The 21,936-nt window shown below is 64.6% G+C and carries 22 protein-coding genes; 13 read left to right on the top strand and 9 right to left on the bottom strand.

Going from position 1 to position 21,936, the window contains the following annotated elements; translation table 11 throughout:
• Positions 1-2: 2 nt before the first annotated feature.
• The 3 genes from VSR72_RS06950 (at position 3) to VSR72_RS06940 (ending at position 3,140) form a co-directional block, all read left to right on the top strand.
• Positions 3-1,058 (top strand): sulfate ABC transporter ATP-binding protein, encoded by a 1,056-nt coding sequence (locus tag VSR72_RS06950; protein ID WP_342951683.1) that lies wholly within the window; start codon positions 3-5, stop codon positions 1,056-1,058.
• Between the two features lie 76 nt (positions 1,059-1,134).
• A complete protein-coding gene (locus tag VSR72_RS06945) occupies positions 1,135-2,061 on the top strand; it encodes a CysB family HTH-type transcriptional regulator (protein ID WP_342951682.1) in 927 nt (308 codons plus the stop codon).
• Positions 2,062-2,111: 50 nt separating this feature from the next.
• Complete coding sequence (locus tag VSR72_RS06940) at positions 2,112-3,140, top strand: asparaginase (protein ID WP_342951681.1); 1,029 nt, start codon at positions 2,112-2,114, stop codon at positions 3,138-3,140.
• 88 nt (positions 3,141-3,228) lie between these two features.
• Here the strand turns inward: VSR72_RS06940 and lysM are convergent, their stop codons facing one another.
• The 4 genes from lysM to gcl form a co-directional block, all read right to left on the bottom strand.
• Positions 3,229-3,738, bottom strand: a complete 510-nt coding sequence (gene lysM, locus VSR72_RS06935; protein ID WP_342951680.1) for a peptidoglycan-binding protein LysM — start codon at positions 3,736-3,738, stop codon at positions 3,229-3,231.
• 436 nt (positions 3,739-4,174) lie between these two features.
• Positions 4,175-5,080, bottom strand: coding sequence for a 2-hydroxy-3-oxopropionate reductase (locus tag VSR72_RS06930; RefSeq protein WP_342951679.1), 906 nt, complete (start codon positions 5,078-5,080; stop codon positions 4,175-4,177).
• A gap of 46 nt (positions 5,081-5,126) precedes the next feature.
• Entirely contained in the window at positions 5,127-5,924 is a 798-nt protein-coding gene (gene hyi, locus VSR72_RS06925; protein WP_342951678.1) for a hydroxypyruvate isomerase, read from the bottom strand.
• 97 nt (positions 5,925-6,021) lie between these two features.
• On the bottom strand, positions 6,022-7,806 hold the full coding sequence (gene gcl, locus VSR72_RS06920) for a glyoxylate carboligase (RefSeq protein ID WP_342951677.1): 1,785 nt from the start codon (positions 7,804-7,806) through the stop codon (positions 6,022-6,024).
• A gap of 183 nt (positions 7,807-7,989) precedes the next feature.
• On the opposite strand from gcl, the gene VSR72_RS06915 reads away from it, so the two are divergent.
• The 10 genes from VSR72_RS06915 to VSR72_RS06870 all read left to right on the top strand — a co-directional run bounded on the left by VSR72_RS06915 (position 7,990) and on the right by VSR72_RS06870 (position 15,779).
• The gene (locus VSR72_RS06915) at positions 7,990-8,898 is read left to right on the top strand and encodes a LysR substrate-binding domain-containing protein (protein ID WP_342951676.1); all 909 of its coding nucleotides are present in this window, start codon (positions 7,990-7,992) and stop codon (positions 8,896-8,898) included.
• A gap of 130 nt (positions 8,899-9,028) precedes the next feature.
• Positions 9,029-9,811, top strand: a complete 783-nt coding sequence (locus VSR72_RS06910; protein WP_342951675.1) for an RNA polymerase sigma factor — start codon at positions 9,029-9,031, stop codon at positions 9,809-9,811.
• Positions 9,801-10,715 (top strand): zf-HC2 domain-containing protein, encoded by a 915-nt coding sequence (locus VSR72_RS06905; protein ID WP_342951674.1) that lies wholly within the window; start codon positions 9,801-9,803, stop codon positions 10,713-10,715. The genes VSR72_RS06910 and VSR72_RS06905 overlap by 11 nt, the downstream gene beginning before the upstream one ends.
• 206 nt (positions 10,716-10,921) lie before the next feature.
• Positions 10,922-11,293, top strand: a complete 372-nt coding sequence (gene rpsF, locus VSR72_RS06900) for a 30S ribosomal protein S6 (protein WP_027818337.1) — start codon at positions 10,922-10,924, stop codon at positions 11,291-11,293.
• A gap of 44 nt (positions 11,294-11,337) precedes the next feature.
• Entirely contained in the window at positions 11,338-11,637 is a 300-nt protein-coding gene (gene priB / locus VSR72_RS06895) for a primosomal replication protein N (RefSeq protein ID WP_028204898.1), read from the top strand.
• Positions 11,638-11,639: 2 nt separating this feature from the next.
• Positions 11,640-11,915, top strand: a complete 276-nt coding sequence (gene rpsR, locus VSR72_RS06890; protein ID WP_027797225.1) for a 30S ribosomal protein S18 — start codon at positions 11,640-11,642, stop codon at positions 11,913-11,915.
• 27 nt (positions 11,916-11,942) lie between these two features.
• Positions 11,943-12,395 (top strand): 50S ribosomal protein L9, encoded by a 453-nt coding sequence (gene rplI, locus VSR72_RS06885; RefSeq protein WP_342951673.1) that lies wholly within the window; start codon positions 11,943-11,945, stop codon positions 12,393-12,395.
• A 159-nt stretch (positions 12,396-12,554) separates the two neighbouring features.
• Positions 12,555-13,937 (top strand): replicative DNA helicase, encoded by a 1,383-nt coding sequence (locus VSR72_RS06880; RefSeq protein ID WP_342951672.1) that lies wholly within the window; start codon positions 12,555-12,557, stop codon positions 13,935-13,937.
• A gap of 194 nt (positions 13,938-14,131) precedes the next feature.
• Complete coding sequence (locus VSR72_RS06875; RefSeq protein WP_342951671.1) at positions 14,132-14,758, top strand: DUF47 domain-containing protein; 627 nt, start codon at positions 14,132-14,134, stop codon at positions 14,756-14,758.
• Between the two features lie 10 nt (positions 14,759-14,768).
• A complete protein-coding gene (locus VSR72_RS06870; RefSeq protein WP_201696883.1) occupies positions 14,769-15,779 on the top strand; it encodes an inorganic phosphate transporter in 1,011 nt (336 codons plus the stop codon).
• A gap of 63 nt (positions 15,780-15,842) precedes the next feature.
• Here VSR72_RS06870 and VSR72_RS06865 read toward each other — a convergent pair whose 3' ends face one another.
• The 5 genes from VSR72_RS06865 to VSR72_RS06845 all read right to left on the bottom strand — a co-directional run bounded on the left by VSR72_RS06865 (position 15,843) and on the right by VSR72_RS06845 (position 21,932).
• Positions 15,843-16,649, bottom strand: coding sequence for an SDR family oxidoreductase (locus tag VSR72_RS06865; protein ID WP_342951670.1), 807 nt, complete (start codon positions 16,647-16,649; stop codon positions 15,843-15,845).
• A gap of 136 nt (positions 16,650-16,785) precedes the next feature.
• On the bottom strand, positions 16,786-17,940 hold the full coding sequence (locus VSR72_RS06860) for a C40 family peptidase (RefSeq protein ID WP_342951669.1): 1,155 nt from the start codon (positions 17,938-17,940) through the stop codon (positions 16,786-16,788).
• 233 nt (positions 17,941-18,173) lie between these two features.
• Entirely contained in the window at positions 18,174-20,012 is a 1,839-nt protein-coding gene (locus VSR72_RS06855) for a PhoH family protein (protein ID WP_342951668.1), read from the bottom strand.
• A gap of 399 nt (positions 20,013-20,411) precedes the next feature.
• Positions 20,412-20,873, bottom strand: coding sequence for a peroxiredoxin (locus VSR72_RS06850; RefSeq protein WP_321936791.1), 462 nt, complete (start codon positions 20,871-20,873; stop codon positions 20,412-20,414).
• A gap of 162 nt (positions 20,874-21,035) precedes the next feature.
• A complete protein-coding gene (locus VSR72_RS06845) occupies positions 21,036-21,932 on the bottom strand; it encodes a polysaccharide deacetylase family protein (RefSeq protein WP_342951667.1) in 897 nt (298 codons plus the stop codon).
• Between the last annotated feature and the right edge of the window lie 4 nt (positions 21,933-21,936).

The following is a 21,936-nucleotide window of genomic DNA, read 5'->3' as shown; positions in this document are numbered from 1 at the left end:
CCATGGGCATCACCGTCAGCAATCTGCAAAAGCGCTTCGGCGACTTCACCGCCCTCGACAACGTGTCGCTCGACTTTCCGCCGGGCGAACTGGTTGCGCTGCTCGGACCTTCCGGTTGTGGCAAGACCACGCTCCTGCGCGTGATCGCGGGCCTCGAATACGCGGACGCGGGCCAGGTCGTGCTGCAAGGCCAGGACGTGGGCGAGGTGGGTGCGCGCGAGCGTCAGGTGGGCTTCGTGTTCCAGCATTACGCACTGTTCCGTCACATGACGGTGTTCGAGAACGTGGCGTTCGGCCTGCGCGTGAAGCCGCGCAGCGAGCGGCCCTCGGAGGCCGTGATTCGCGAGAAGGTGCATGAGCTGCTCAAGCTCGTGCAGCTCGACTGGCTCGCGCAACGCTTTCCGTCCGAGCTTTCGGGCGGCCAGCGTCAGCGCATCGCGCTCGCGCGTGCGCTCGCCGTGGAGCCGAAGGTGCTGCTGCTCGACGAGCCGTTCGGCGCGCTCGACGCCAAGGTGCGCAAGGAATTGCGCTCGTGGCTGCGCCGCCTGCACGACGACCTGCACATCTCGACGATCTTCGTCACGCACGACCAGGAAGAAGCGCTCGAAGTGGCCGATCGCATCGTCGTGATGAATCACGGGCACGTGGAGCAGGTAGGCAGCCCGCAGGACGTCTATGATCATCCGCAGACGGCTTTCGTCTACGAGTTCCTCGGCGCCGCGAACCGGCTGCGCGGCAGCGTGGATGCGCGCGGCTTCGTGGCCGAGGGCGCGGCGCAGCCAATCTCGGTGCGCGCCAGCTTCGAAGGCCCGGCGCTCGCCTACGTGCGGCCGCACGACCTCGTGCTGCACCGCGAAGCAAGCGATCATCGCGACGGCATTGTCGTCGACGTGCGCCGCGTCGTGACGCTGGGCGGCTCGGTGCGCGTGGAGCTGGAAAGCCGCACGGGCGGCGCGCTCGAAGCCGAGCTCGACCGCGAGTCGTGGCGCGCGCTGGGCCTTTCGGTCGGCGAGGGCGTGACGGCGGTGCCGCGCGGCCTGCGCGTGTTCCCGGTTTAAATTGCGCGGCAATGCGCGTTACAGTGCTCACATCGACAAAAACGAATAATCGGTCAGCAGTCTCGGAGAGAAGACCATGAATTTTCAGCAGTTGCGTTTCGTGCGCGAAGCCGTGCGTCAGAACATGAACCTGACCGAAGTGGCGAACGTGCTTTACACGTCGCAGTCGGGTGTCTCCAAGCAGATCAAGGATCTCGAAGACGAACTCGGCGTGGACATCTTCATTCGCCGCGGCAAGCGCCTCACGGGTCTTACGGAGCCGGGCAAGGCCGTGCATCAGCTGATCGAGCGCATGCTGCTCGACGCCGAGAACCTGCGCCGCGTGGCCCGCCAGTTCGCGGATCAGGACAGCGGTCACCTCGTGGTCGCGACGACGCATACGCAGGCGCGTTACGCGCTGCCGAAGGTCGTGCACCAGTTCCGCGAAGTGTTTCCGAAAGTCCACCTCGCGCTGCGCCAGGGCAATCCGCAGCAGATCGCGCAGATGATCATCAACGGCGAGGCCGACATCGGCATCTCGACCGAAGCGCTCGACCGTTTCCCCGATATCGTCACGTTCCCGTGCTATTCGTGGCATCACGTGGTCGTGGTGCCGAAGACGCATCCGCTCGTGGGCCGCGAAAATCTCACGCTTGAAGATGTGGCCGAGTATCCGATCATCACTTACGACCAGGACTTCACGGGCCGCTCGCATATCGACCAGGCGTTCGCGAAAGCGGGCGTGGTGCCCGACGTGGTGCTGACCGCCATCGACGCAGACGTGATCAAGACCTATGTCGAACTCGGCATGGGCGTGGGCATCGTCGCAGCGATGGCCTACGACCCGAAGCGTGACACTGAACTTGTCGCGCTCGACACGGAGCACCTGTTCGATGCGAGCACGACGCGAGTGGGCCTGCGCAAGGGCGCGTTCCTGCGCCAGTACGCGTACCGGCTCATCGAAATGTTCGCGCCGCAACTCACCGAGCAGCAGATCGCGAGCCAGTTGCGTGAGGCAACCTGAAGAACGGGCTGATTTTCTCGGCGGCCGGCGAATCGCTTAAAATCGCCGCCATGAACACATCCACTTCCTCTTTCGCGGCGGCGCCCAAGGCGCTGCCGCGTATCGCCGTGCTCGCCACCGGCGGCACGATCGCGGGCTCTGCTGCTGACGCCGCGAACACCGCCGGTTACCAGGCCGGCGTGATCGGCGTGGCGCAACTGCTGGCAGCCGTGCCGGGCCTCGACGCCATCGCGCAGATTCAGGCCGAACAGATCGCGAGCATCGACAGCAAGGACATGTCGCTCGCGTTGTGGTCCACGCTCGCGCAGCGCGTGAACGAACTGCTGGCCAGCGACGAGATCGACGGCGTGGTGATCACGCACGGCACGGATACGCTCGAAGAAACCGCGTATCTGCTGCATCTCACGGTGAAGAGCGCGAAGCCATGCGTTTTGACGGCGGCCATGCGGCCCGCCACGGCGCTTTCGGCCGACGGGCCGCTCAATCTGCTCAACGCCGTCACGCTTGCCGCGAGCGAGGCGGCAGCGGGGCAGGGCGTGCTGGTGGCGTTCAATAACCGCATTCATTGCGCACGCGACGTCACGAAGACCAGCACCTACGCCGTGGATGCGTTCCAGTCGCCCGAAATCGGCGCGCTGGGCTGGGTGCAGGATGGACGCGTGGAATTCCAGCGCCGCGCATTGCGCCCGCATACGGTCGATGCGCCGTTCACGGCGTCGGTTCAATGGCCGCAGGTCGAGATCGTGACGAGCTACGCGGGCGTGTCGCGCGCCGCGGTCGAAGCACTCGTTGCGGCGGGCGTGGATGGGCTCGTCGTGGCCGGCACCGGCAACGGTTCGATTCACGGCGCATTGCAGCAGTCGCTAGCCGAATCGGCCTTGAAGGGCGTGGCGGTCGTGCGCGCCTCACGCGTCGGCTCGGGACACGTGATGCACAACGGTGCGGCGAAGGACGACGCGCTCGGTTTCGTCTCTTCTGGCACGCTCAGCCCGTACAAGGCGCGTGTGCTGTTGCTGCTCGCGCTGGCAGCGGGCATGACCGACAAGGCAGGGCTGCAAGACGTGTTCGACACGTACTAAGCGCTGGCAGCGCACAGAGAAAACGGGCTTTGCGGATCGATCCGCAAAGCCCGTTTCGCTTTTGAGCGTGCTTTCTGTGTTGTCGCGCTTATTGCAGTGGCGGAATCACGAGCACCTGACCCGGATAGATCTTGTCCGGGCTCTTGAGCATCGGCGTGTTCGCCTGGAAGATCACGTCGTTCTTCGCGCCGCTGCCGTAGTACTTTTCGGCGATCTTCCACAGGTTGTCGCCGGAGGCGACCGTGTGGTGCTGCGCTTCGGGCGCGGGGTTCGTCACCGTCATCTGGTCGTCGACCTTGTCGACGTTCTGCACGTTACCGGCCGCGACAAGGATCTTTTCCTTCGTTGGCTGGTCGGCGGCGTTGCCGGTGACCGTTACGGTGTGCGAAACGCCGTCGTAGGTCACGCCGAGGTTGTCGGCGTCGAGGCCTTGCGAGCGGATATAGGCCGCGATCGCGTCGCCGGCCTTCTGGTTCAGTGCCGCGAGATTCGCGGCGGGGTCTGCGGGTGCAGCAACGGGTTCCGCCGCGGCGGCCGGTGCGGCAGCGGCACCGAACAGTTTTTCGCCTGCTTCCTTGATGAAATTGATGATGCCCATCGATCACACTCCTTACGTGCTGGAAATGACTGGGTGGTCACGCGTCGCGTCCACCTTGACCCGTCTGCGTGACAGCCGGATGAAAGCACGATTCTAGAAATGCCTCGGCGACGGCGTCCATCGGGGCGGCGTCAAAGAGTGTGAAACCAGGGAGAAAAGAGAGCGCAAAGAAAAACGGGCATCCGACGCGCGGACACCCGATGACGACGTCTGACCGACCAAGGCTTCCCCGCCGTCACCGGGCGCCGCTTTCGGACCCCACTGGCCGCCCTCAGCCCAGAGCGGCACCGATTTGCCTCGCGACGGTTGCCGCCGCCGCGAAGCGCCCCACGGGAGGCTCGTGCGCTGTAGTCACCGCGCACGAGCCGGTATGCGTGATCCGGTTCTGCGTGCGGTCCGCGCGTTGCGTCGCGCGAACCGCCGTCCTGCAACGGCTTTAAGCCACCTTCGCTTGTACTTGCGGCTCGGCGATCTCGAAGTTCGCCATGATCTCGAGCGCGCGGATCATCGCCGAGTGATCCCACGCCTTGCCGCCGTTCGCGGCGCACACGCTGAAGAGCTGCTGCGCGCTCGCGGTGTGCGGCAGCGCGATGCCCAGCTTGCGCGCGCCGTCGATGGCGAGGTTCAGGTCCTTCTGGTGCAGCTCGATGCGGAAGCCCGGATTGAACGTGCGCTTGGTCATGCGCTCGCCGTGCACTTCGAGAATGCGCGACGAAGCGAAGCCGCCCATGAGGGCCTTGCGCACGCGCTCGGGGTCGGCGCCCGAACGCGCCGCGAAGAGCAGCGCTTCGGCCACGGCCTCGATGTTCAGCGCGACGATGATCTGGTTCGCCACCTTGCAGGTCTGGCCCGCGCCGTTGTCGCCGATGAGCGAGATGTTCTTGCCCATCAGCTCGAACAGCGGCTTGACGGCATCGAACGATTTTTGCGGGCCGCCCACCATGATCGTGAGCGTGGCTTCGCGTGCGCCGACTTCACCGCCCGAAACCGGCGCGTCGAGATAGTCGCAGCCGAGCGCGTTGATCTGCTTGGCGAACTGTTGCGTTTCGAGCGGCGAGATCGAGCTCATGTCGATCACGAGCTTGCCGGCCGAGAGACCCTTGGCGACGCCGTCATCGGCGAACAGGACGTTGGCGACATCAGGCGTGTCCGGCACCATCACGATGACGATGTCCGACACCTTCGCGACAGCCGTCGAATCGGCGACGACTTCGGTTTGCGTGCGCAGATCGTCGGGCACCGGGTACTTGCCGTTCACCGCGAGCGTGTGGCCGCCCTTGATGAGGTTGCGCGCCATGTGCGCGCCCATGATGCCGAGTCCGATAAAGCCAATCTTTGCCATCTTGTGTGTCTCCGTTAAAGCGAATGCGTGAATGTGCTGGACGAGCTCAGGCGAGTTCGGCGGTGCGCTGCTTCGCGCTGCGCAGCCAGCTAAGGCCTTCGACGGTCGTCGTGCGCGGCTTGTACTCGCAGCCGATGTGACCTTCGTAACCGAGCGTGTCGAGCAGGTCGAACAGGAACGGGTAGTTGATTTCGCCCGTGCCGGGTTCGTTGCGGCCAGGATTGTCGGCAAGCTGGATGTGGGCGATCTTCGCGAAGTGCTTCTTGATCGTCGCGGCGAGTTCGCCTTCCATGCGCTGCATGTGATAGATGTCGTATTGCAGGAACAGGTTGTCCGAGCCGGTCTTTTCGATCACGTCGAGCGCTTCGGCGGAGCGGTTCAGCGCGAAGCCGGGAATGTCGTACGAGTTGCACGGCTCGACCAGCAGGCGGATGCCTTCGCGCTTGAGTTCACCGGCTGCGTAGCGCAGGTTATCGACGATCGTGGCGAGCGCCGTCTCGCGATCGACGCCAGCTGTCGGAATGCCGACGAGGCAGTTGAGCTGCGGTACCTTCAGCGCCTTTGCGTATTCGATCGCGCGGCCAACGCCTGCCTGGAACTCGCCTCGACGATCGGGCAGGCAGGCAATGCCGCGCTCGCCCGCTTCCCAGTTGCCGGCGGGCAGGTTGTGCAGCACGAGCTTCAGCCCGTTCACTTCGAGGCGCTCGGCCAGTTCGGCGGCCTTGTACGGATAGGGGAACAGGAACTCCACGGCGTCGAAGCCCGCTTGCGCTGCCGCGGCGAAGCGGTCGAGGAAGGGCACTTCGTTGAACAGCATGGTGAGGTTCGCGGCGAATTTTGGCATGGTGCTGGGTCTCGCTGGTCGGTCAGTGATGGAAGTCAGGCAGCGCGCCGATGCCTTGCGCGCTGCCTGTGCTGCAGTGATGCGTGGTCGAGTGCGCTCAGTCGAGGGCATTCATCGCGCTGATGGCAGTCGGCGCGTGCTCGGGCTTTTCGGCCAGTTCTTCGAACTCGTTGATGGCGTCGATTTCGGTGCCCATCGAGATGTTGGTCACACGCTCGAGAATCACTTCGACGACCACCGGCACGCTGAACTCGGCGGCCATCGACTGCGCCTGCTTCAGCGCCGGTGCGATCTCTTCCGGCTTGAACACACGCAGCGCCTTGCAGCCGAGGCCTTCGGCAACCGTCACGTGATCGACGCCATAGCCGTTCACTTCAGGCGCGTTGATGTTCTCGAACGCGAGCTGCACGCAGAAGTCCATGTCGAACGCGCGCTGCGCCTGGCGGATCAGGCCAAGGTACGAGTTGTTCACGACCACATGCACGTACGGCAGCTTGAACTGCGCGCCCACGGCCAGCTCTTCGACCATGAACTGGAAGTCGTAGTCGCCCGAGAGCGCCACGATGGGGCGCGTCGGATCGGCTGCGCGCACACCGAGCGCTGCGGGAATCGTCCAGCCGAGCGGGCCTGCCTGGCCGCAGTTGATCCAGTTGCGCGCCTTGTACACGTGCAGGAACTGCGCACCGGCGATCTGGGAAAGGCCGATGGTGCTCACGTAGCAGGTGTCGCGGCCAAACACCTTGTTCATCTCTTCGTACACGCGTTGCGGCTTGATCGGCGTGTTTTCGAAGTGCGTCTTGCGAAGCATCGTGCGCTTGCGTTGCTGGCAGTCGGCCACCCACGCGCTGCGGTCCTTCAACTTGCCCGCGGCTTTCCATTCCTGCGCGATTTCGACGAAGAGTTCAAGCGCGGCCTTCGCATCCGAGACGATGCCGAGATCCGGGCCGAACACGCGGCCAATCTGCGTCGGTTCGATATCGACGTGCACGAACTTGCGGCCCTTCGTGTAGACCTCGACGCTGCCCGTATGGCGGTTCGCCCAACGGTTGCCGACGCCGAGCACGAAGTCGGAGGCGAGCATCGTGGCGTTGCCGTAGCGGTGCGAGGTCTGCAGGCCGACCATGCCGGCCATGAGCGGATGGTCGTCGGCAATCGCGCCCCACGACATGAGCGTCGGGATCACGGGCACGCCCACCGTTTCGGCGAACTTGACGAGCAGGTCTTCGGCCGCTGCGTTGAGCACGCCGCCGCCGGAGACGATCAGCGGCTTTTCGCTGGCGTTGAGCAACTCGAGGGCAGCTTCGATCTGCTTGCGCGTTGCCTTCGGCTTGTAGACCGGCAGCGGCTCGTAGGTGTCGATGTCGAATTCGATTTCGGCGAGTTGCACGTCGATCGGCAGATCGACCAGCACCGGACCCGGACGGCCCGAGCGCATGAGGTGGAACGCCTGCTGGAACACGCGCGGCACGAGCGCCGGCTCACGCACCGTCACGGCCCACTTCGTGACGGGCTTGGCGATCGACTCGATGTCGACGGCCTGGAAGTCTTCCTTGTAGAGGCGGGCGCGCGGCGCCTGGCCCGTTATCGCGAGGATCGGAATCGAATCGGCCTGGGCCGAGTAGAGGCCCGTAATCATGTCGGTACCCGCGGGGCCAGAGGTGCCGATACACACGCCGATGTTGCCGGGCGTGGCACGCGTATAGCCTTCGGCCATGTGCGAGGCGCCTTCGACGTGGCGCGCCAGCACGTGCGTGATGCCGCCGGCTTTTTTCATCGCCGAGTAAAACGGATTGATGGCGGCTCCCGGCACGCCGAAAGCGGTGTCGATGCCTTCTTTCTCGAGCACCAGAACAGCGGCGTCGACGGCTCTCATTTTGGCCATGATTGTCTCCTGAATGTCTCGGTATGCGAGGAATGGCTAAGCGTTGAGGCCTACTTTAGGGGCGCAGGAAAGGTTTGATAAGATCAGTCCAGGTCGTTTATTCCGAAACAAAAAGTATGGAATGCTGGCGGGGCGGGGCTTCAGACGCGGCGCCTGACAGATGGCAGGGCAAGGAGACAGGAGATGGACCGATTCAAACAGATCGAAACCTTCGTGCGGGTCGCGGACGCGGGCAGCCTCGCGGCGGCGGCGCTCGAGGAAGGCGTCTCGCCGGTGATCCTCGGGCGGCGTATCGACGCGCTGGAAAAGCGTCTGGGCGTGAAGCTCATTTACCGCTCGACGCGGCGGCTGGTGGTGAGCGAGGAGGGCGCAGCGTTTCTCGAGCGCTGCCGCGGCCTGCTCGCGGACTGGGATCAGGCCGAAAACGAGCTATCCGCCGGCCGTCAGGTGGTGAGCGGCCATCTGATCGTCTCGGCGCCGGCAGCGTTCGGGCGCAAGCACGTCGCGCCGCTTGCGCCTGAGTTTCTCGCCGACAAGCCCGAACTCCAGGTGTCGTTCAATCTCACCGACCGCGTGGTCGATCTGGTGCGTGAGGGCTATGACCTGTCGATCCGCATCGGCGGCGCGGTGGACCCGAACTTTGTCGCCGTGAAGCTCGCCACGAACCGGCGCGTGGTGTGCGGCACGCCAGAGTATTTCCGCAAGTACGGACGGCCGAAAACGCTCGAAGACCTGCCGAACCACAATTGCCTCGCGTTCAACCTGCAGGGCGGCCAGAACCGGGGCTGGTATTTCAGCCGCGGCGGCAAGCTCGTGACGGTGCGCGTGGGCGGCACGCTCGACTGCAACGACGGCGAGCTGCTGCACCGCTGGGTGACCGAGAGCCTCGGCATCGGCTGGCGTTCGACCTGGGAGATCGACGCCCAGCTGGCGCGCGGCGAACTCGAAACCGTGCTCGACGAGTACGCGCTGCCCGATTACGACATCCTCGCGGTGTATCCGCAGCAGCGTTACGTGCCGGCGCGCGTGCGCTATTTCATCGACTACCTCAAGCAGGTCTACGCGCGGCCGGGCTACTGGACCGGCGCGTAATGAAGCATTTCGCATTTATTTTTCATTTTCGCGCGCAGATAGCGGGAATAAACTGGCCCGAGCTTCGGTAGTGCCTGTATAGCGGCCACGGTCGCGCAAGCAAGCCAGACGAAGACGCGAAGGGGACGACGTGGGCGAAACCGCGTACGAGCAGGATGAGGCAAGCCGCAGCCGCCGCTTTCAGGCGCTGGCGCTGCCGCATCTCGATGCGGCGTACAACCTCGCGCGCTGGCTCTCGCGCAACCCGGGCGACGCGGAAGATATCGTCCAGGAGGCGTTTCTGCGGGCGTTTCGCTTCTTCGACGCGTTTCGCGGCGACGAGGCACGCCCATGGTTGCTCGCGATCGTGCGGCGCGTCTGGTACGACGAATGGCGGCGGCGAGCGGGCGCGGAAGAGGTGGCGCCATTCGATGAGTTGCGCGACGACGCGCCGCTCGAAGGCTGGGAAACCGGCGGCGTCGATCCCGAGACGCTCGCGATCCGCGCCGAGGACACGCGCCAGGTGCATGACGCGCTGAGGCGCCTGCCGGTGGAGTATCGGGAAGTGCTGGTGCTGCGCGAGCTGGAGGAACTGGGCTACCGCGAGATCGCGGCGATCGCCGACTTGCCGGTCGGCACCGTGATGTCGCGGCTCGCACGTGGCCGCAGGCGTTTGGCGACGCTGCTGGCGGGGTATCGCGGCGGCGCTTCGGCGAGCTCTGCGGCCAGTGAGTCTGCAAGCGATTCGGTTGTACGCGCCCACGGCTGCGCGGACGACAGGGCAGGTGTCGGGGGAAGCAATCAAGCCAGGAGACCATCCGGCCGGGGGAGCGGCGGTCGGTTCCGCGAGGAGCCGGCCGCCGACGGCGGAGCGCCGATGCATCCTCGCTCTCGCACCGAAGGCCGCACGAAGGAGGCGCCAGATGAACTGTAACGAAGCGCGCCCGCTGGTCGACGCGAGCGTCGACCGCGAACTCTCCGCCGCCGACGAATGGCGTGTACGCGAGCATCTCTCAGGTTGCGAGCAGTGCCGCCGCGTCGCCGACGATGCTCAGGCTATTTCTCAAATGATCCGCTCCGCGCCGTACCACCGAGCGCCGGCTGGGCTTGCCGCGCGTATCGTCGCGGCATTGCCGGCGACCGACGCGGCGCCTGCCAGGGCAACGCCTTCGCCAGCCCCAGCGCGCGGCTGGCGCGCTTGGGTACGCAACTGGTGGCCAGGTAACGGCGATGCGCGGGGTGGTGTGAGCGGTGGCGGCTGGAGTGCTCCGGTCGCGAACGCTGTCCCGCGCGCGGCCACGCTCGCGTGGTTCGGCTGCGCGGTGCTGATCCTTTGTGCGCTGGCTGTGATCGCTACGCTACATCTGCGCCGCCCGGCCGCTGAAACGGCCTTCGTCGACGATCTCGTGTCGAGCCACGTGCGAGCCCAGATCTCGGGCCGCGACATCGACGTGATATCGACCGACCGCCATACGGTGAAGCCGTGGTTCAACGGCCGCATCGACTATGCGCCGCCCGTCTTTGATCTGGCGCAGCAGGGCTTTGCGCTGGCGGGCGGACGCCTCGATTATGTGGGGCGCGAACGTGTCGCCGTGCTGGTCTATCACCATGGCAAGCATGTGATCGACGTTTATGTATTCCCGCCGGGCGCGAGCGGGCCGGCCGTCTCGGGCGCCGCGCCGCAGAGTTCGAGCGAAGGCTACTCGATCCTGCGCTGGCAGGCGGCCGGCATGACCTTGTGGGCCGTGACGGACGCTGGCGCGGACGCGCTCGACGGCCTGCGCGCGGCGCTCGATGCCCGTCTCGCGGGCGGCGCGAGCGAGGCGGCCGGCAGCTAGACTGCCATCTCTCACGGGCGCAAAGGGGCGTCTTCAGGACGCTCCCCGCCGTGCAAGTCATTGAAAACACGTCCGAATCATTGCCGGAGCGCACGATCTGTCTTGCGTGCGTAGCCCATCCGCGCTACAATCTTCGGCTTCTCACTTGCCGCACCGGTTCCGACGCCCGGGTGGCTTATATCCACAAGTCAGCACAAGGAGTGAACATGCGTCATTACGAAATCGTCTTCATCGTGCATCCCGATCAGAGCGAGCAAGTGCCCGCCATGATCGAGCGCTACAAGAGCACGATCACCTCGCACGGTGGCCAGATCCACCGCATCGAAGACTGGGGCCGTCGTCAACTGGCCTACATGATCGAGAAACTCGCGAAGGCTCACTACGTCTGCATGAACATCGAATGCGACCAGACCACGCTCGACGAACTGGAACACGCGTTCAAGTTCAACGACGCTGTTCTGCGTCACCTCATCGTCAAGATGAAGAAGGCCGAAACCGGCCCGTCGCCGATGATGAAGGAAGTGCAGCGCGAAGAAGCCAAGAAGGCGGCTGCCCAGCCGACCGAAGCGCAGGCTTAAGTACAAGCCATCAGGATTCAAGCTCATTTGCCTAAGTTAGCCCCGTGAACAGGCTGCAGCTTACGGCTAGCGTCGTCGAACGCGAACCGGTGCGGTACACCCCCGCCGGCGTTCCGATTGCAAGCGTCACGTTGCAGCACCGCACGGAGGTCGTCGAAGCCGGCATTCCCCGCTTCGTCGAGCTCACGATGCCCGCGGTGGCGGCCGGCAAGGCCTGCGGTCTCGTGGAAAGCTGTGAGATGGGCGTGGAAGCGCTCTTCACCGGTTTTCTGGCGAAAAAGCACCGCAATGCGCGAACCCTGGTGTTTCACATCACCGAAATGCAAGGCACAGGAAAGGACTAATCATGCCCCGCCCGACTGGTAAGAAATTCGACAAGCGTCGTCAGCAACAAAACCCGCTCTTCAAGCGTAAGAAGTTCTGCCGCTTCACGGCTGCAAACGTCGAACAGATCGACTACAAGGACCTCGATACGCTGAAGGACTTCATCGGCGAAAACGGCAAGATCACGCCGGCTCGTCTGACGGGTACGAAGGCCCACTATCAGCGTCAGCTGGACACGGCTATCAAGCGCGCGCGTTTCCTCGCGCTGATGCCGTACACCGACCAGCACAAGGCCTAACAAGACGACGCGATAAGGAGCAATAGAATGCAGATCATTCTTCTGGAAAAAGTCGTCAACCTGGGTAACCTCGGCGACATCGTGAAGGTGAAGGACGGTTACGCACGTAACTTCCTGATCCCGAACAAGAAGGCACGCCGTGCAACGAAGGACGCAATCGCTGAATTCGAAGTTCGCCGCGCTGAACTCGAAAAGGCCGCCGCTGAAAAGCTGGCAGCTGCGCAAGCCGAAGGCGAAAAGCTGAACGGCCTGACCGTTCAGATCGGCCAGAAGGCCGGCGTGGACGGCCGTCTGTTCGGTTCGGTCACGAACGCGGACATCGCCGTTGCGCTCACGAAGCAAGGCTTCGCAGTGGAAAAGGCGCAAGTGCGTCTGCCGGAAGGCCCGCTGAAGATGGTGGGCGACCACCCGGTGCACGTTGCGCTGCACACCGACGTCATCGTCGACGTCACGGTGTCGGTGCTGGGCGAGCACGCCTAAGTATCAACGTGCGGTCCTCGCGGGCCGCGCGGTTTGACGCAAGACTCAGGAAGGGCAGGAGCCGCAGGGCTTCTGCCTTTTTTGTTGTGCGCTGTCTGGACGCTCGTTGCGAGTTTTCACGCTTGTTCGAGGCACCCCCTTGTCCGATAATTGCCCTCCATGAACGCTCCGAAAGATCCCCAAATCGACTCGTTGAAAGTCCCGCCGCATTCAATCGAAGCCGAGCAATCGGTGCTCGGCGGCCTGCTGCTGGATAACAGCGCATGGGACCGGATTGCCGACTTCCTCTCGCAAAGCGACTTCTATCGCTACGATCACCGCATCATCTTCGAGCACATTGGCCGGCTGATCGCGGCTACGCGCCCAGCGGACGTGGTGACGGTGTACGAAGCGCTCGGCACCTCGGGCAAAGCGGATGACGTGGGCGGACTCGCGTACCTCAACGCGTTGGCGCAGAACACGCCGAGCGCTGCGAACATTCGCCGCTACGCGGAAATCGTGCGTGACCGCGCGGTGTTGCGGCGCCTCGTTTCCGTCGCCGACGAAATTTCGGCCGACGCCTTCAACCCGCAGGGCAAGGAGGTGCGCCAGCTGCTCGATGAGGCCGAGTCGAAGGTGTTCTCGATCGCCGAAGACGGCGCGCGCGGCACTCAGGGCTTCCTCGAGATCGGGCCGCTGCTCACGCAGGTCGTGGAGCGCATCGACACGCTCTATCACACGGCCAACCCGACCGACGTGACGGGTACACCCACGGGTTTCGTTGACCTCGATCGCATGACTTCGGGCATGCACGGCGGCGAGCTGATCATTGTGGCGGGGCGCCCGTCGATGGGTAAAACGGCTTTGTCGATGAACATCGGCGAGTACGTGGCCGTGGAATACGGTTTGCCGGTCGCGGTCTTCTCGATGGAAATGCCAGGCACGCAGCTCATCATGCGTATGCTCGGCTCGGTCGGACGTCTGGACCAGCACCGTATGCGTACGGGCCGGCTGACCGACGAGGACTGGCCGAAGCTCACGCACGCCGTGCAGAAAATGAGCGAGGCGCAGATCTTCATCGACGAAACGGGCGGCCTGAACCCGATGGAATTGCGCTCGCGCGCGCGGCGTCTGTCGCGCCAGTGCGGCAAGCTCGGCCTCATCATCATCGACTACCTGCAGCTCATGAGCGGCTCGTCGTCGGGTGAGAACCGGGCGACTGAAATTTCCGAAATCTCGCGTTCGCTCAAGAGTTTGGCGAAGGAACTGGACGTGCCCGTGATCGCGCTTTCGCAGCTGAACCGCGGTCTCGAGCAGCGTCCGAACAAGCGTCCGGTGATGTCGGACTTGCGCGAATCGGGCGCAATTGAACAGGACGCGGACGTGATCCTGTTCATTTATCGCGACGAAGTCTACAACCCCGACAGCCCCGACAAGGGCACGGCCGAAGTCATCATCGGCAAGCAGCGTAACGGTCCGATCGGACCCGTTCGCCTCACGTTCCACGGTCAATACACGAAATTCGATAATTTTGCCGGGGCGCAGAACTTCTACGGCGAATAAGGCGATTGCTTGCGCGGCTTGCGCCAAAGTGGCGCAAATGCCGCGTTGGCGGCTGCCGATTCATGCGGCGGCTCTCGCCTGACGATACAATATTGCCGTTTTATGACAGTCAGCTCTGTCGCTTAATTTGCCGCTTAGTTGCCGCGTAGTTACCGCTTCGTGACGGCAATCCGAGACCAATTTCCGGGATACCAATGTTCGGTCGATTCATGCCCACCGAGGGCAAGTTCTTCGAGATTTTCAACGCGCATGCGAAATGCATCGTTTCCGCGAGCCGCGAACTCGAACTCCTGATCGATAACCTCGCCAACGCCGAGGTCCACAAGCAGAACGTGCAGGCCGCCGAAAAGGCCGCCGACAAGCTCACGCACGAGGCGATCGACCTGCTGCACAAGACCTTCATCACGCCGCTCGATCGCGACGAGATCCACAAGCTGATCACGACGATGGACGACTGCCTCGACCTCATGGAGGACGTCGCTACCGCCATTTCGCTTTACGACGTGCAGGCCGTGACCGCCGAGGCGAGCCAGCTCGCGCACGTGGTGACGGCGACGGCCGAGCGCGTGCAACTGGCCGTCGGGCTCCTCTCCGACATGAAGCAGGCGCGCGAGATCCTCAAGGCCTGCGAGGACATCGATCGCCTCGAATCCGACGCCGACCGCCTGTTGCGCTCCGCCATTTCGAAGCTCTTCCGCGAGGAAGACAACGTCAAGACGCTGATCAAGCTGAAGGCAATCTACGAACTGCTCGAAGCGATCACGGACAAGTGCGAGGATGTCGCGAACATCATCGAAGGCATCGTGCTAGAGAACGCCTGAGCGGACCGCGATGCAATCGATACAACTCGCCCTCTGGGCGGTCGCGACGCTGGTCGCCATCGCCCTCATCTTCGACTTCATGAACGGCTTTCACGACGCGGCGAATTCCATCGCCACGGTCGTGTCCACGGGGGTTCTGAAGCCGCAGCAGGCGGTGGCGTTTGCCGCCATGTTCAACGTGATCGCCTATTTCGTGTTCCACCTGAAGGTGGCGCAGACGGTGGGCAAGGGCACGATCGACCCCGATATCGTCGACCATTACGTGGTGTTCGGCGCGTTGATGGGCGCGATCGGCTGGAACGTGCTCACCTGGTACTACGGCATTCCGTCGAGTTCCTCGCACGCGCTGATCGGCGGTCTCGTCGGCGCGGCGCTCGCGAAGTCGGGCTGGGCCTCGCTCAACTTCGACGGCCTTATGAAGACCGTGGCGTTCATCTTCATCTCGCCGCTGCTCGGTTTCATTCTGGGTTCGTTCTTCATGCTCACGGTGTCGTGGCTGTACTTCCGCACGCCGCCAAGCAAGGTCGACCGGCGCTTCCGGCGCCTGCAGCTGATCTCCGCCAGCCTTTATAGCCTCGGCCACGGCGGCAACGACGCGCAGAAGACCATCGGCATCATCTGGATGCTGCTGATCGCAACAGGCTACTCGGCGATCGGCTCGGACGCGCCGCCGATCTGGGTGATCGGCGGGTGCTATCTGTCGATGGGTCTGGGCACGCTGTTCGGTGGCTGGCGCATCGTGCGCACCATGGGCCAGAAGATCACCAAGCTCAAGCCGGTGGGCGGCTTCTGCGCGGAGGCGGGCGGGGCGCTCACGCTCTTCACGGCTTCGTGGATGGGCATTCCCGTCTCGACCACGCACACGATCACTGGCGCGATTGTCGGCGTTGGCGCGACGCAGAAGCTCAGCGCGGTGCGCTGGGGCGTGGCGGGCAACATCGTCTGGGCCTGGGTGTTGACCATACCGGCCTCGGCCACGCTGGCCGCGGCCGCCTGGTGGCTCGGTCACCGCTTCATGTAAAACCTGCGGCGCCTTCGGGCGCCGCAGTGCTTTTGAGGCCACGTCAGCGCGCTGGCGGGCGCTTCAGATCAGCGGCGTGCTCGCCCCATCCATTGGAATCAGCGCGCCAGTGACGTAGCTCGCGCGCCGGCTCGCGAGGAAGAGCGCGACATCGGCAATTTCCTCCGGCTTCGCATACCGCCCGAGCGGCACCTTCGACTCGCCGCTCGCCAACGCCTCTTCTGCGCCGACGCCCGTGCGCTGCGCCTCCAGTTGAACCGCCTCCTGCAAACGCTCCGTGAGTGTGGCGCCCGGGTTGATCGCGTTGATGCGGATGCCATAGCGCGCGTGGTAGTGCGCGAGACCCACCGTGGCGAGCATCAGCGCCGCGTTGGCCGCGCCTCCCGCGATATGGATGTCGCTCGCGAACTTCCCGCCCATGCCGATGATGTTGACGATGGCCCCGGGCTCCATGCTTTCGCCCGCCTTGATCCGCTGCACCATGCGGCGCAGCACTTCCTGCTGCGGGTAGATGTAGGGGAAATATTTCGCCTCCATCGTGGCCTTGAACGCGTCCGCGTCGAGCGATTCCGGGTCGTAGCGGCGTGCCGCGCCCGCGCTGTTGATGAGGATATCGATGGGGCCCACCGCCGTGGAGACTTCTTCGACTACGTCTGCGGCGCTATGCGCTTCGTGCAGGTCCGCGCGCGTGAGGTGCACGTGCAGGCCCTCGCTCGCCAGTTGCTCGCGGGCGCGCGCAAGGTTGGCGGGGTCGCGCGAGACGATCGCCACACGGGCGCCTTCCTGCGCAAAGGCGCGCGCGCAGGCAAGGCCGATGCCCTTGCTGCCGCCCGTCACGAGTACCACCTTCTTGCTGAGTCCAAGATCCATCGTCGCCTCGCTGCGCGAAAGTATGAAAAACGGTCCCAAAACGATAGCAGACGCGCAGGGCGCCGGAAACCGCTGAAAGCATGTCGCGCCTTTCGGCCAGGGGCAATGCGCCGCTCAGCGCCGCAGCGCGGGCGCTTCAGTCACCACCGTTGGCGAAGCGCGCGATGGGGTCATCGCTGGTCTGGGTCGGGGCGGGCAACACTGAGCCGGCTGTCGATGCGCGCATGATCTGCGCGCCGCCGGGGGATGGGGAGGCCGTCTGGATCGGCGTCGAGCCCACCTGGCCCGCCTGGCGCGCTGCTGCGGTTGCAGTGGGCGGCGGGGGCTCGAAGGCGTCGGCGGCGGCGTCGATCGCGTCGCGTGGGGCGCCGGCGGCGGGGTTGGGCACGGGGTTGGCCGCAGGGTTGGCCGCGTAGGCAGATGCGTTGTTGGCAGGTACAACCGCAGGTGCGAGCGCGCCCGCGTCGTGTGCCTGCGTTTGTGCGGCGCCGAGCGAGGCGGGTGGCGGCTCGAACGCGTCGGCCGGGGCGGCCGCGGTTGTCGAACCCGCCGGCACAGTCGTGGCCGGCGCTGCGGCATAGGCTGGCTGCGGCACGGCAACGATGCGATTCTGGCTCGCGGCGACGGCTCGCGGCGCGGGCTGTGCAACTACAACGGGCGCGACGCTCGCCATCGCGGCAGCGGGTGGCGCGGCGCTCACGCCGGGCGTACGTTCAGCCGGTGCAGACGCTTGCCACGTCGGTGTCTCGAAAGGCGTGCGCTTCGGCGGCGCCATCCGGCGGATTCCGTCGAAGCGCTTTGCCCAGTAGGGGTTGGCCAGATAGTCGAGCCGCACTGTGCCGCCCGTCGAAGGCGCATTGACGAAACGCAGGTTTCCGACGTAAATCCCGACGTGCGAATGCGGCCGCCCAGTCGTATTGAAGAAGACGAGATCGCCGGCTGCGATCTCGTCGGGTTCGATCGTATCTCCGCGCGTGCTCATTTCGGCTGTCGTGCGCGGCAAGTCGACGGAGGCCGAGCGCGCGAGCACGTATTTCACGAGACCGCTGCAATCGAAGCCGCTGTCGGGTGTGTTGCCGCCCCAGCGATACGGAATGCCGACGAGCCCCATCGCCTGGATCGAGATTTCCTCGCGGCCCACGCTGTGATCGACGAAATTGGGAAAGCCCGGCGGCCTGGTGCGCCACGCGTTTTCGCCGGAAGACGAACCGCTGCGCGATACCTTTTGCGGCGCGCTGGAGCACGCGGCAAGCAGGACTGCGATCAGAAGCGGAAGCCAGAGTCGGCGCATGAAGCGAAGATGGCGCGCGCGACGCGTGCGTCATTGGGAAAACGGGTCATGGGCGGATGGTAGCCCGCGTGTCAGCGCTTTCGCAAGGATTCTTCACAACTTACTTGAAGTTCGGACGCCAACTGTTGTGCCTGGGGGACGTCTGGACAATAAAAAAGGACCGCATCCGGGTTCCCGGATACGGTCCTTGTCATGTGCACGAACGCCCCTGAAAGCGGCGCTCTGCGAACGGATTACAGAATATCGGACGCGTAATCGGCAAGCCGCGAGCGTTCGCCGCGAGCGAGCGTCACGTGGCCGCTGTGCGCCCAGCCCTTGAAGCGGTCCACCACGTAGGTGAGGCCCGAGCTGCCTTCCGTGAGGTACGGCGTGTCGATCTGCGCGATGTTGCCCAGACACACGATCTTCGTGCCCGGACCCGCACGCGTGACGAGCGTCTTCATCTGCTTCGGCGTCAGGTTCTGCGCCTCGTCGATGATCAGATACTTGTCCACGAACGTGCGGCCGCGCATGAAGTTCATGCTCTTCACCTTCAGACGCGAGCGGATCAGCTCCTGGGTCGCGGCGCGGCCCCATTCGCCGGCGGCGTCGTCGGTTTTCTGGAGCACTTCGAGGTTATCGTCGAAGGCGCCCATCCACGGCTGCATCTTTTCTTCTTCAGTGCCCGGCAGGAAGCCGATGTCCTCGCCAACCGGCACCGTCGCACGCGTGACGATGATCTCGTTGTAGCGCTTCTCGTCGAGCACCTGCGCGAGGCCCGCCGCGAGCGCGACGAGCGTCTTGCCTGTGCCGGCCTGGCCGAGCAGCGTGACGAAGTCGATCTCCGGGTTCATCAGCAGGTTCAGCGCGAAGTTCTGCTCGCGGTTGCGCGCCGTGATGCCCCACACGTTGTTCTTGTGGTGACCGTAGTCGCGCAGCGTCTGCAAAAGCGCCGTCTTGCCGTTGAGCTCGCGCACGATCGCATGGAACGCGGGCTCGCCGTTTTGCGGCTCGAGATACACGAACTCGTTCACGAGCATCGAAAGGCACTCGGGGCCCGTCACGCGGTAGTACGTCGTGCCGGTCTTGGTGTCCTGCCAGGACTCCATGCCCTTTGCGTGCTTCGACCAGAAGTCCTGCTGGAGCGCACGCACGCCCGAGTAGAGCAGGTCCTTGTCTTCGAGAACCTGGTCGTTGAAGTAGTCTTCCGCGGGCAGGCCGAGCGCGTGGGCCTTGATGCGCATGTTGATGTCTTTCGACACCAGCACGACGAGACGGTCCGGCCGGTCGCGCTGCAGCGCGCGCACCACACCGAGGATCTGGTTGTCGGCTTTGCCCTGGGGCAGGCCGTCGACCGGATCGATATGCGTGAGCGTGGTCTGGAAGTACAGGCGCCCGAGTGCTTCGCGGCTGCCGAGGCGGCCAAGCGAAATGCCTTCGGAGATCGGGCCCGCATTGGCGACCAGCTGGTCGAGCGTGCGGCTCACCTGGCGCGCGTTGCGCGCGACTTCCGACATGCCCTTCTTGTGGTTGTCGAGTTCCTCCAACGTCATCATCGGCAGATAGACGTCGTGCTCCTCGAAACGGAACAGGCAGGTCGGGTCGTGCATCAGCACGTTCGTGTCGAGCACGAAGAGCTTCTGGACTTCGGTGCTCTCTTCGGGATGCACGCGTTTTTTCGTGCCGGCACGCGTGGCGGGCGCAGCGGCGCCGCCGGAGGCTTTGGCCGAAGCGGGTTTGCCGCCGCGGGCAACGGGCGCGTCGGCATCGGTGCGTGCCTCGAGAGGCTGCAGCAGCGCGGCTGTGACTTGCTTGCTGTTGTTGCGTTTGTTGCGCGCGGGCGCCGGTGCGACCGGCTCGAGCGCGGACAGTTCGGCGCTGGCGCTCGAAAGCGGCACCGTGCGCAGCGTGGTCGCGGCGTTGGCGGCCTGCGTCATCGGCTCGGCGACGCTCGCAGGGCCGTATTCGGCAACGTCGGCCGCGTCGTTCTCGCTCGCGGCCTTGCGTGTGCTGCGCGTCGTGCGGGCACGCGCCTTGTATTCTTCGGGCGGCAGCAGGTTGCCGAGCTTGCTGGGGGGAGTAGGCAAAGGCATGGTGTCCCTCGAAAAAATCGGGTCGAGTGGTCGCGGGGTTACCCAGTAAGGCGCGCTTTCGGGCGGTGCGTGCAGGTGCCGGGTAGGCTCCCGCCGTTACTGCGCAAGGTGCGCGCTCAGGTCAGAAAATGCCGGTTCGCCTGGTTTTCGATCAGCTCCTTGACGTTTGCTCGCGCCGGGTCGCAAAGCCGGCGCAAACGGGGAGAAAAGCGGGAGGGAACAGCGTGGAACAAACAAAAAAGCCGCCGCCCCGGATGACGAGGCAAGCGGCTTCACTTCGGTGTTGTCCCGGTGCCTCGGATGCGCATTTCCGGTCATTCCATGACCGGCTGCGAAACCGCCGCAACGCGACGTAAAAAGGGTTGGACAGGCACTCATTGCAGCCCAATATAACGCTCCTCAAAGCGCTTGTACAGCCTCCAGAACTTCCTCGACGTGGCCCGGGACCTTGATGCCGCGCCACTCCTGGCGCAGCACGCCGGTCGCGTCGATCAGGAAGGTCGAGCGTTCGATACCTCGTACCTGTTTGCCATACATTTTCTTCAATTTGATGACGTCGAAGAGCGTGCAGAGCGCTTCGTCGGCATCCGATACCAAGGTAAACGGCAGTTCGAGCTTGGCCTTGAAGTTATCGTGCGAGCGCACGCTGTCGCGCGACACGCCCACGATCTGCGCGCCGGCCTTCTTGAACTTCGGAGAGAGGTCGCGGAACTGCAGGCCTTCGGTCGTGCAGCCCGGCGTGTTGTCTTTCGGATAGAAGTAGAGCACCACCTTGCTGCCCTTCAGGCTCGACAGCGTGAAGTCGCCGCCGGTGGCGGGGGCGGTGAAGTCCGGAACGGGGTGGTCGACTGCGATGGTCACGTCAGGCACGTGGCTCTCCCTTTGTTATAGGCTGGCGTGGCCGCAGCACTTTCTGGCTGGAGGCTGCGGCGCCGTTTCGCCGGGACGGCGTGCCGCCCGCGGCGGGGGGCTTTGCGCGGGCGCGGGTCCTGGCAGGGACCCCGCGGCGCGCGGGCGGCGGATTCAGTCGGGCTGAACGATCAGCTGGCCGGAGCGGCCGGCGATCTCGCCCCAGGTGACAGGGTACGATGGCAGCGATTCAGGGTCCAGCGTCGCATGGTAGTCGCCCATCGTGGCAAACGTGTGGCCTTGCGCGCGCCAGCCCGCGAGCAACTGCTCGAACACCGGCGCGAGCTTCTGGCCTTCGAGTTCGGCGTGCAGCGTGAAGACCTGGTCGTGCGGGTTGTTTTCAGTGCGCTTGAGCATCCACGCGGCGACCGTGTCGATGTCGACGCCATCCACACCGAGCACCTCGTCGAGCGTGGGCAGCGTGGTGGGCATCTGCACATGGCTCAGCGTGCGGCCCGCCACCACCGGACGGTAGGGCGAATGACCGCGCCCGTCCGAGGCGTACTTCATGCCCCACGTGTCGATCTGCTCGAAGGCGGCCTCGTTCATCTGCCAGCCCGCCGCGCCGTGCGTGACGGGCGGTGTGCCGAAGATGCGCGTGAAGCGGTCGTGGCTCTTCTGCATCTGGCGCGCGGTCCATTGCGCGTCGCGCTTGCGCACGTTGTCCTGCCAGTACACGTGATCCCACGTATGGATGCCGCACTCGAAGCCGGCTTCGTGAATCGCGCGCATTTCAGCCGCGGCTTCCACACCGATATCCGGACCCGGCAAGAGCACGCCGTACATCAGCTGCTTCACGCCGTAGTGCTCGACGACCGACGTGCGCGAGACCTTCTTCAGAAAGCCCGGCCGCAACACGCGGCGCAGCGCCCAGCCCGTGTGATCGGGGCCGAGGCTGAACAGGAACGTGGCGCGCGCCTTGTAGCGGTCGAAGATGCGCGCGAGATTCGGCACGCCTTCGCGCGTACCGCGCAGCGTGTCGACGTCGATTTTCAGGACGATGCGGGCCAAGTGA

It is taken from the genome of Paraburkholderia sp. JHI869 (genome assembly GCF_038900775.1).
Lineage (GTDB): Bacteria > Pseudomonadota > Gammaproteobacteria > Burkholderiales > Burkholderiaceae > Paraburkholderia.
This window is presented reverse-complemented; position numbering and strand designations above follow the sequence as displayed.

Coding starts and splice junctions, on each gene's coding strand:
- hyi (WP_342951678.1), bottom strand. CDS start 5,924: ATGCCAAAATTCGCCGCGAACCTCACCATGCTGTTCAACGAAGTGCCC.
- VSR72_RS06950 (WP_342951683.1), top strand. CDS start 3: ATGGGCATCACCGTCAGCAATCTGCAAAAGCGCTTCGGCGACTTCACC.
- rpsR (WP_027797225.1), top strand. CDS start 11,640: ATGCCCCGCCCGACTGGTAAGAAATTCGACAAGCGTCGTCAGCAACAA.
- lysM (WP_342951680.1), bottom strand. CDS start 3,738: ATGGGCATCATCAATTTCATCAAGGAAGCAGGCGAAAAACTGTTCGGT.
- rpsF (WP_027818337.1), top strand. CDS start 10,922: ATGCGTCATTACGAAATCGTCTTCATCGTGCATCCCGATCAGAGCGAG.
- VSR72_RS06940 (WP_342951681.1), top strand. CDS start 2,112: ATGAACACATCCACTTCCTCTTTCGCGGCGGCGCCCAAGGCGCTGCCG.
- VSR72_RS06945 (WP_342951682.1), top strand. CDS start 1,135: ATGAATTTTCAGCAGTTGCGTTTCGTGCGCGAAGCCGTGCGTCAGAAC.
- VSR72_RS06915 (WP_342951676.1), top strand. CDS start 7,990: ATGGACCGATTCAAACAGATCGAAACCTTCGTGCGGGTCGCGGACGCG.
- gcl (WP_342951677.1), bottom strand. CDS start 7,806: ATGGCCAAAATGAGAGCCGTCGACGCCGCTGTTCTGGTGCTCGAGAAA.
- VSR72_RS06860 (WP_342951669.1), bottom strand. CDS start 17,940: ATGCGCCGACTCTGGCTTCCGCTTCTGATCGCAGTCCTGCTTGCCGCG.
- VSR72_RS06865 (WP_342951670.1), bottom strand. CDS start 16,649: ATGGATCTTGGACTCAGCAAGAAGGTGGTACTCGTGACGGGCGGCAGC.
- VSR72_RS06870 (WP_201696883.1), top strand. CDS start 14,769: ATGCAATCGATACAACTCGCCCTCTGGGCGGTCGCGACGCTGGTCGCC.
- VSR72_RS06875 (WP_342951671.1), top strand. CDS start 14,132: ATGTTCGGTCGATTCATGCCCACCGAGGGCAAGTTCTTCGAGATTTTC.
- VSR72_RS06880 (WP_342951672.1), top strand. CDS start 12,555: ATGAACGCTCCGAAAGATCCCCAAATCGACTCGTTGAAAGTCCCGCCG.
- VSR72_RS06855 (WP_342951668.1), bottom strand. CDS start 20,012: ATGCCTTTGCCTACTCCCCCCAGCAAGCTCGGCAACCTGCTGCCGCCC.
- VSR72_RS06930 (WP_342951679.1), bottom strand. CDS start 5,080: ATGGCAAAGATTGGCTTTATCGGACTCGGCATCATGGGCGCGCACATG.
- rplI (WP_342951673.1), top strand. CDS start 11,943: ATGCAGATCATTCTTCTGGAAAAAGTCGTCAACCTGGGTAACCTCGGC.
- VSR72_RS06905 (WP_342951674.1), top strand. CDS start 9,801: ATGAACTGTAACGAAGCGCGCCCGCTGGTCGACGCGAGCGTCGACCGC.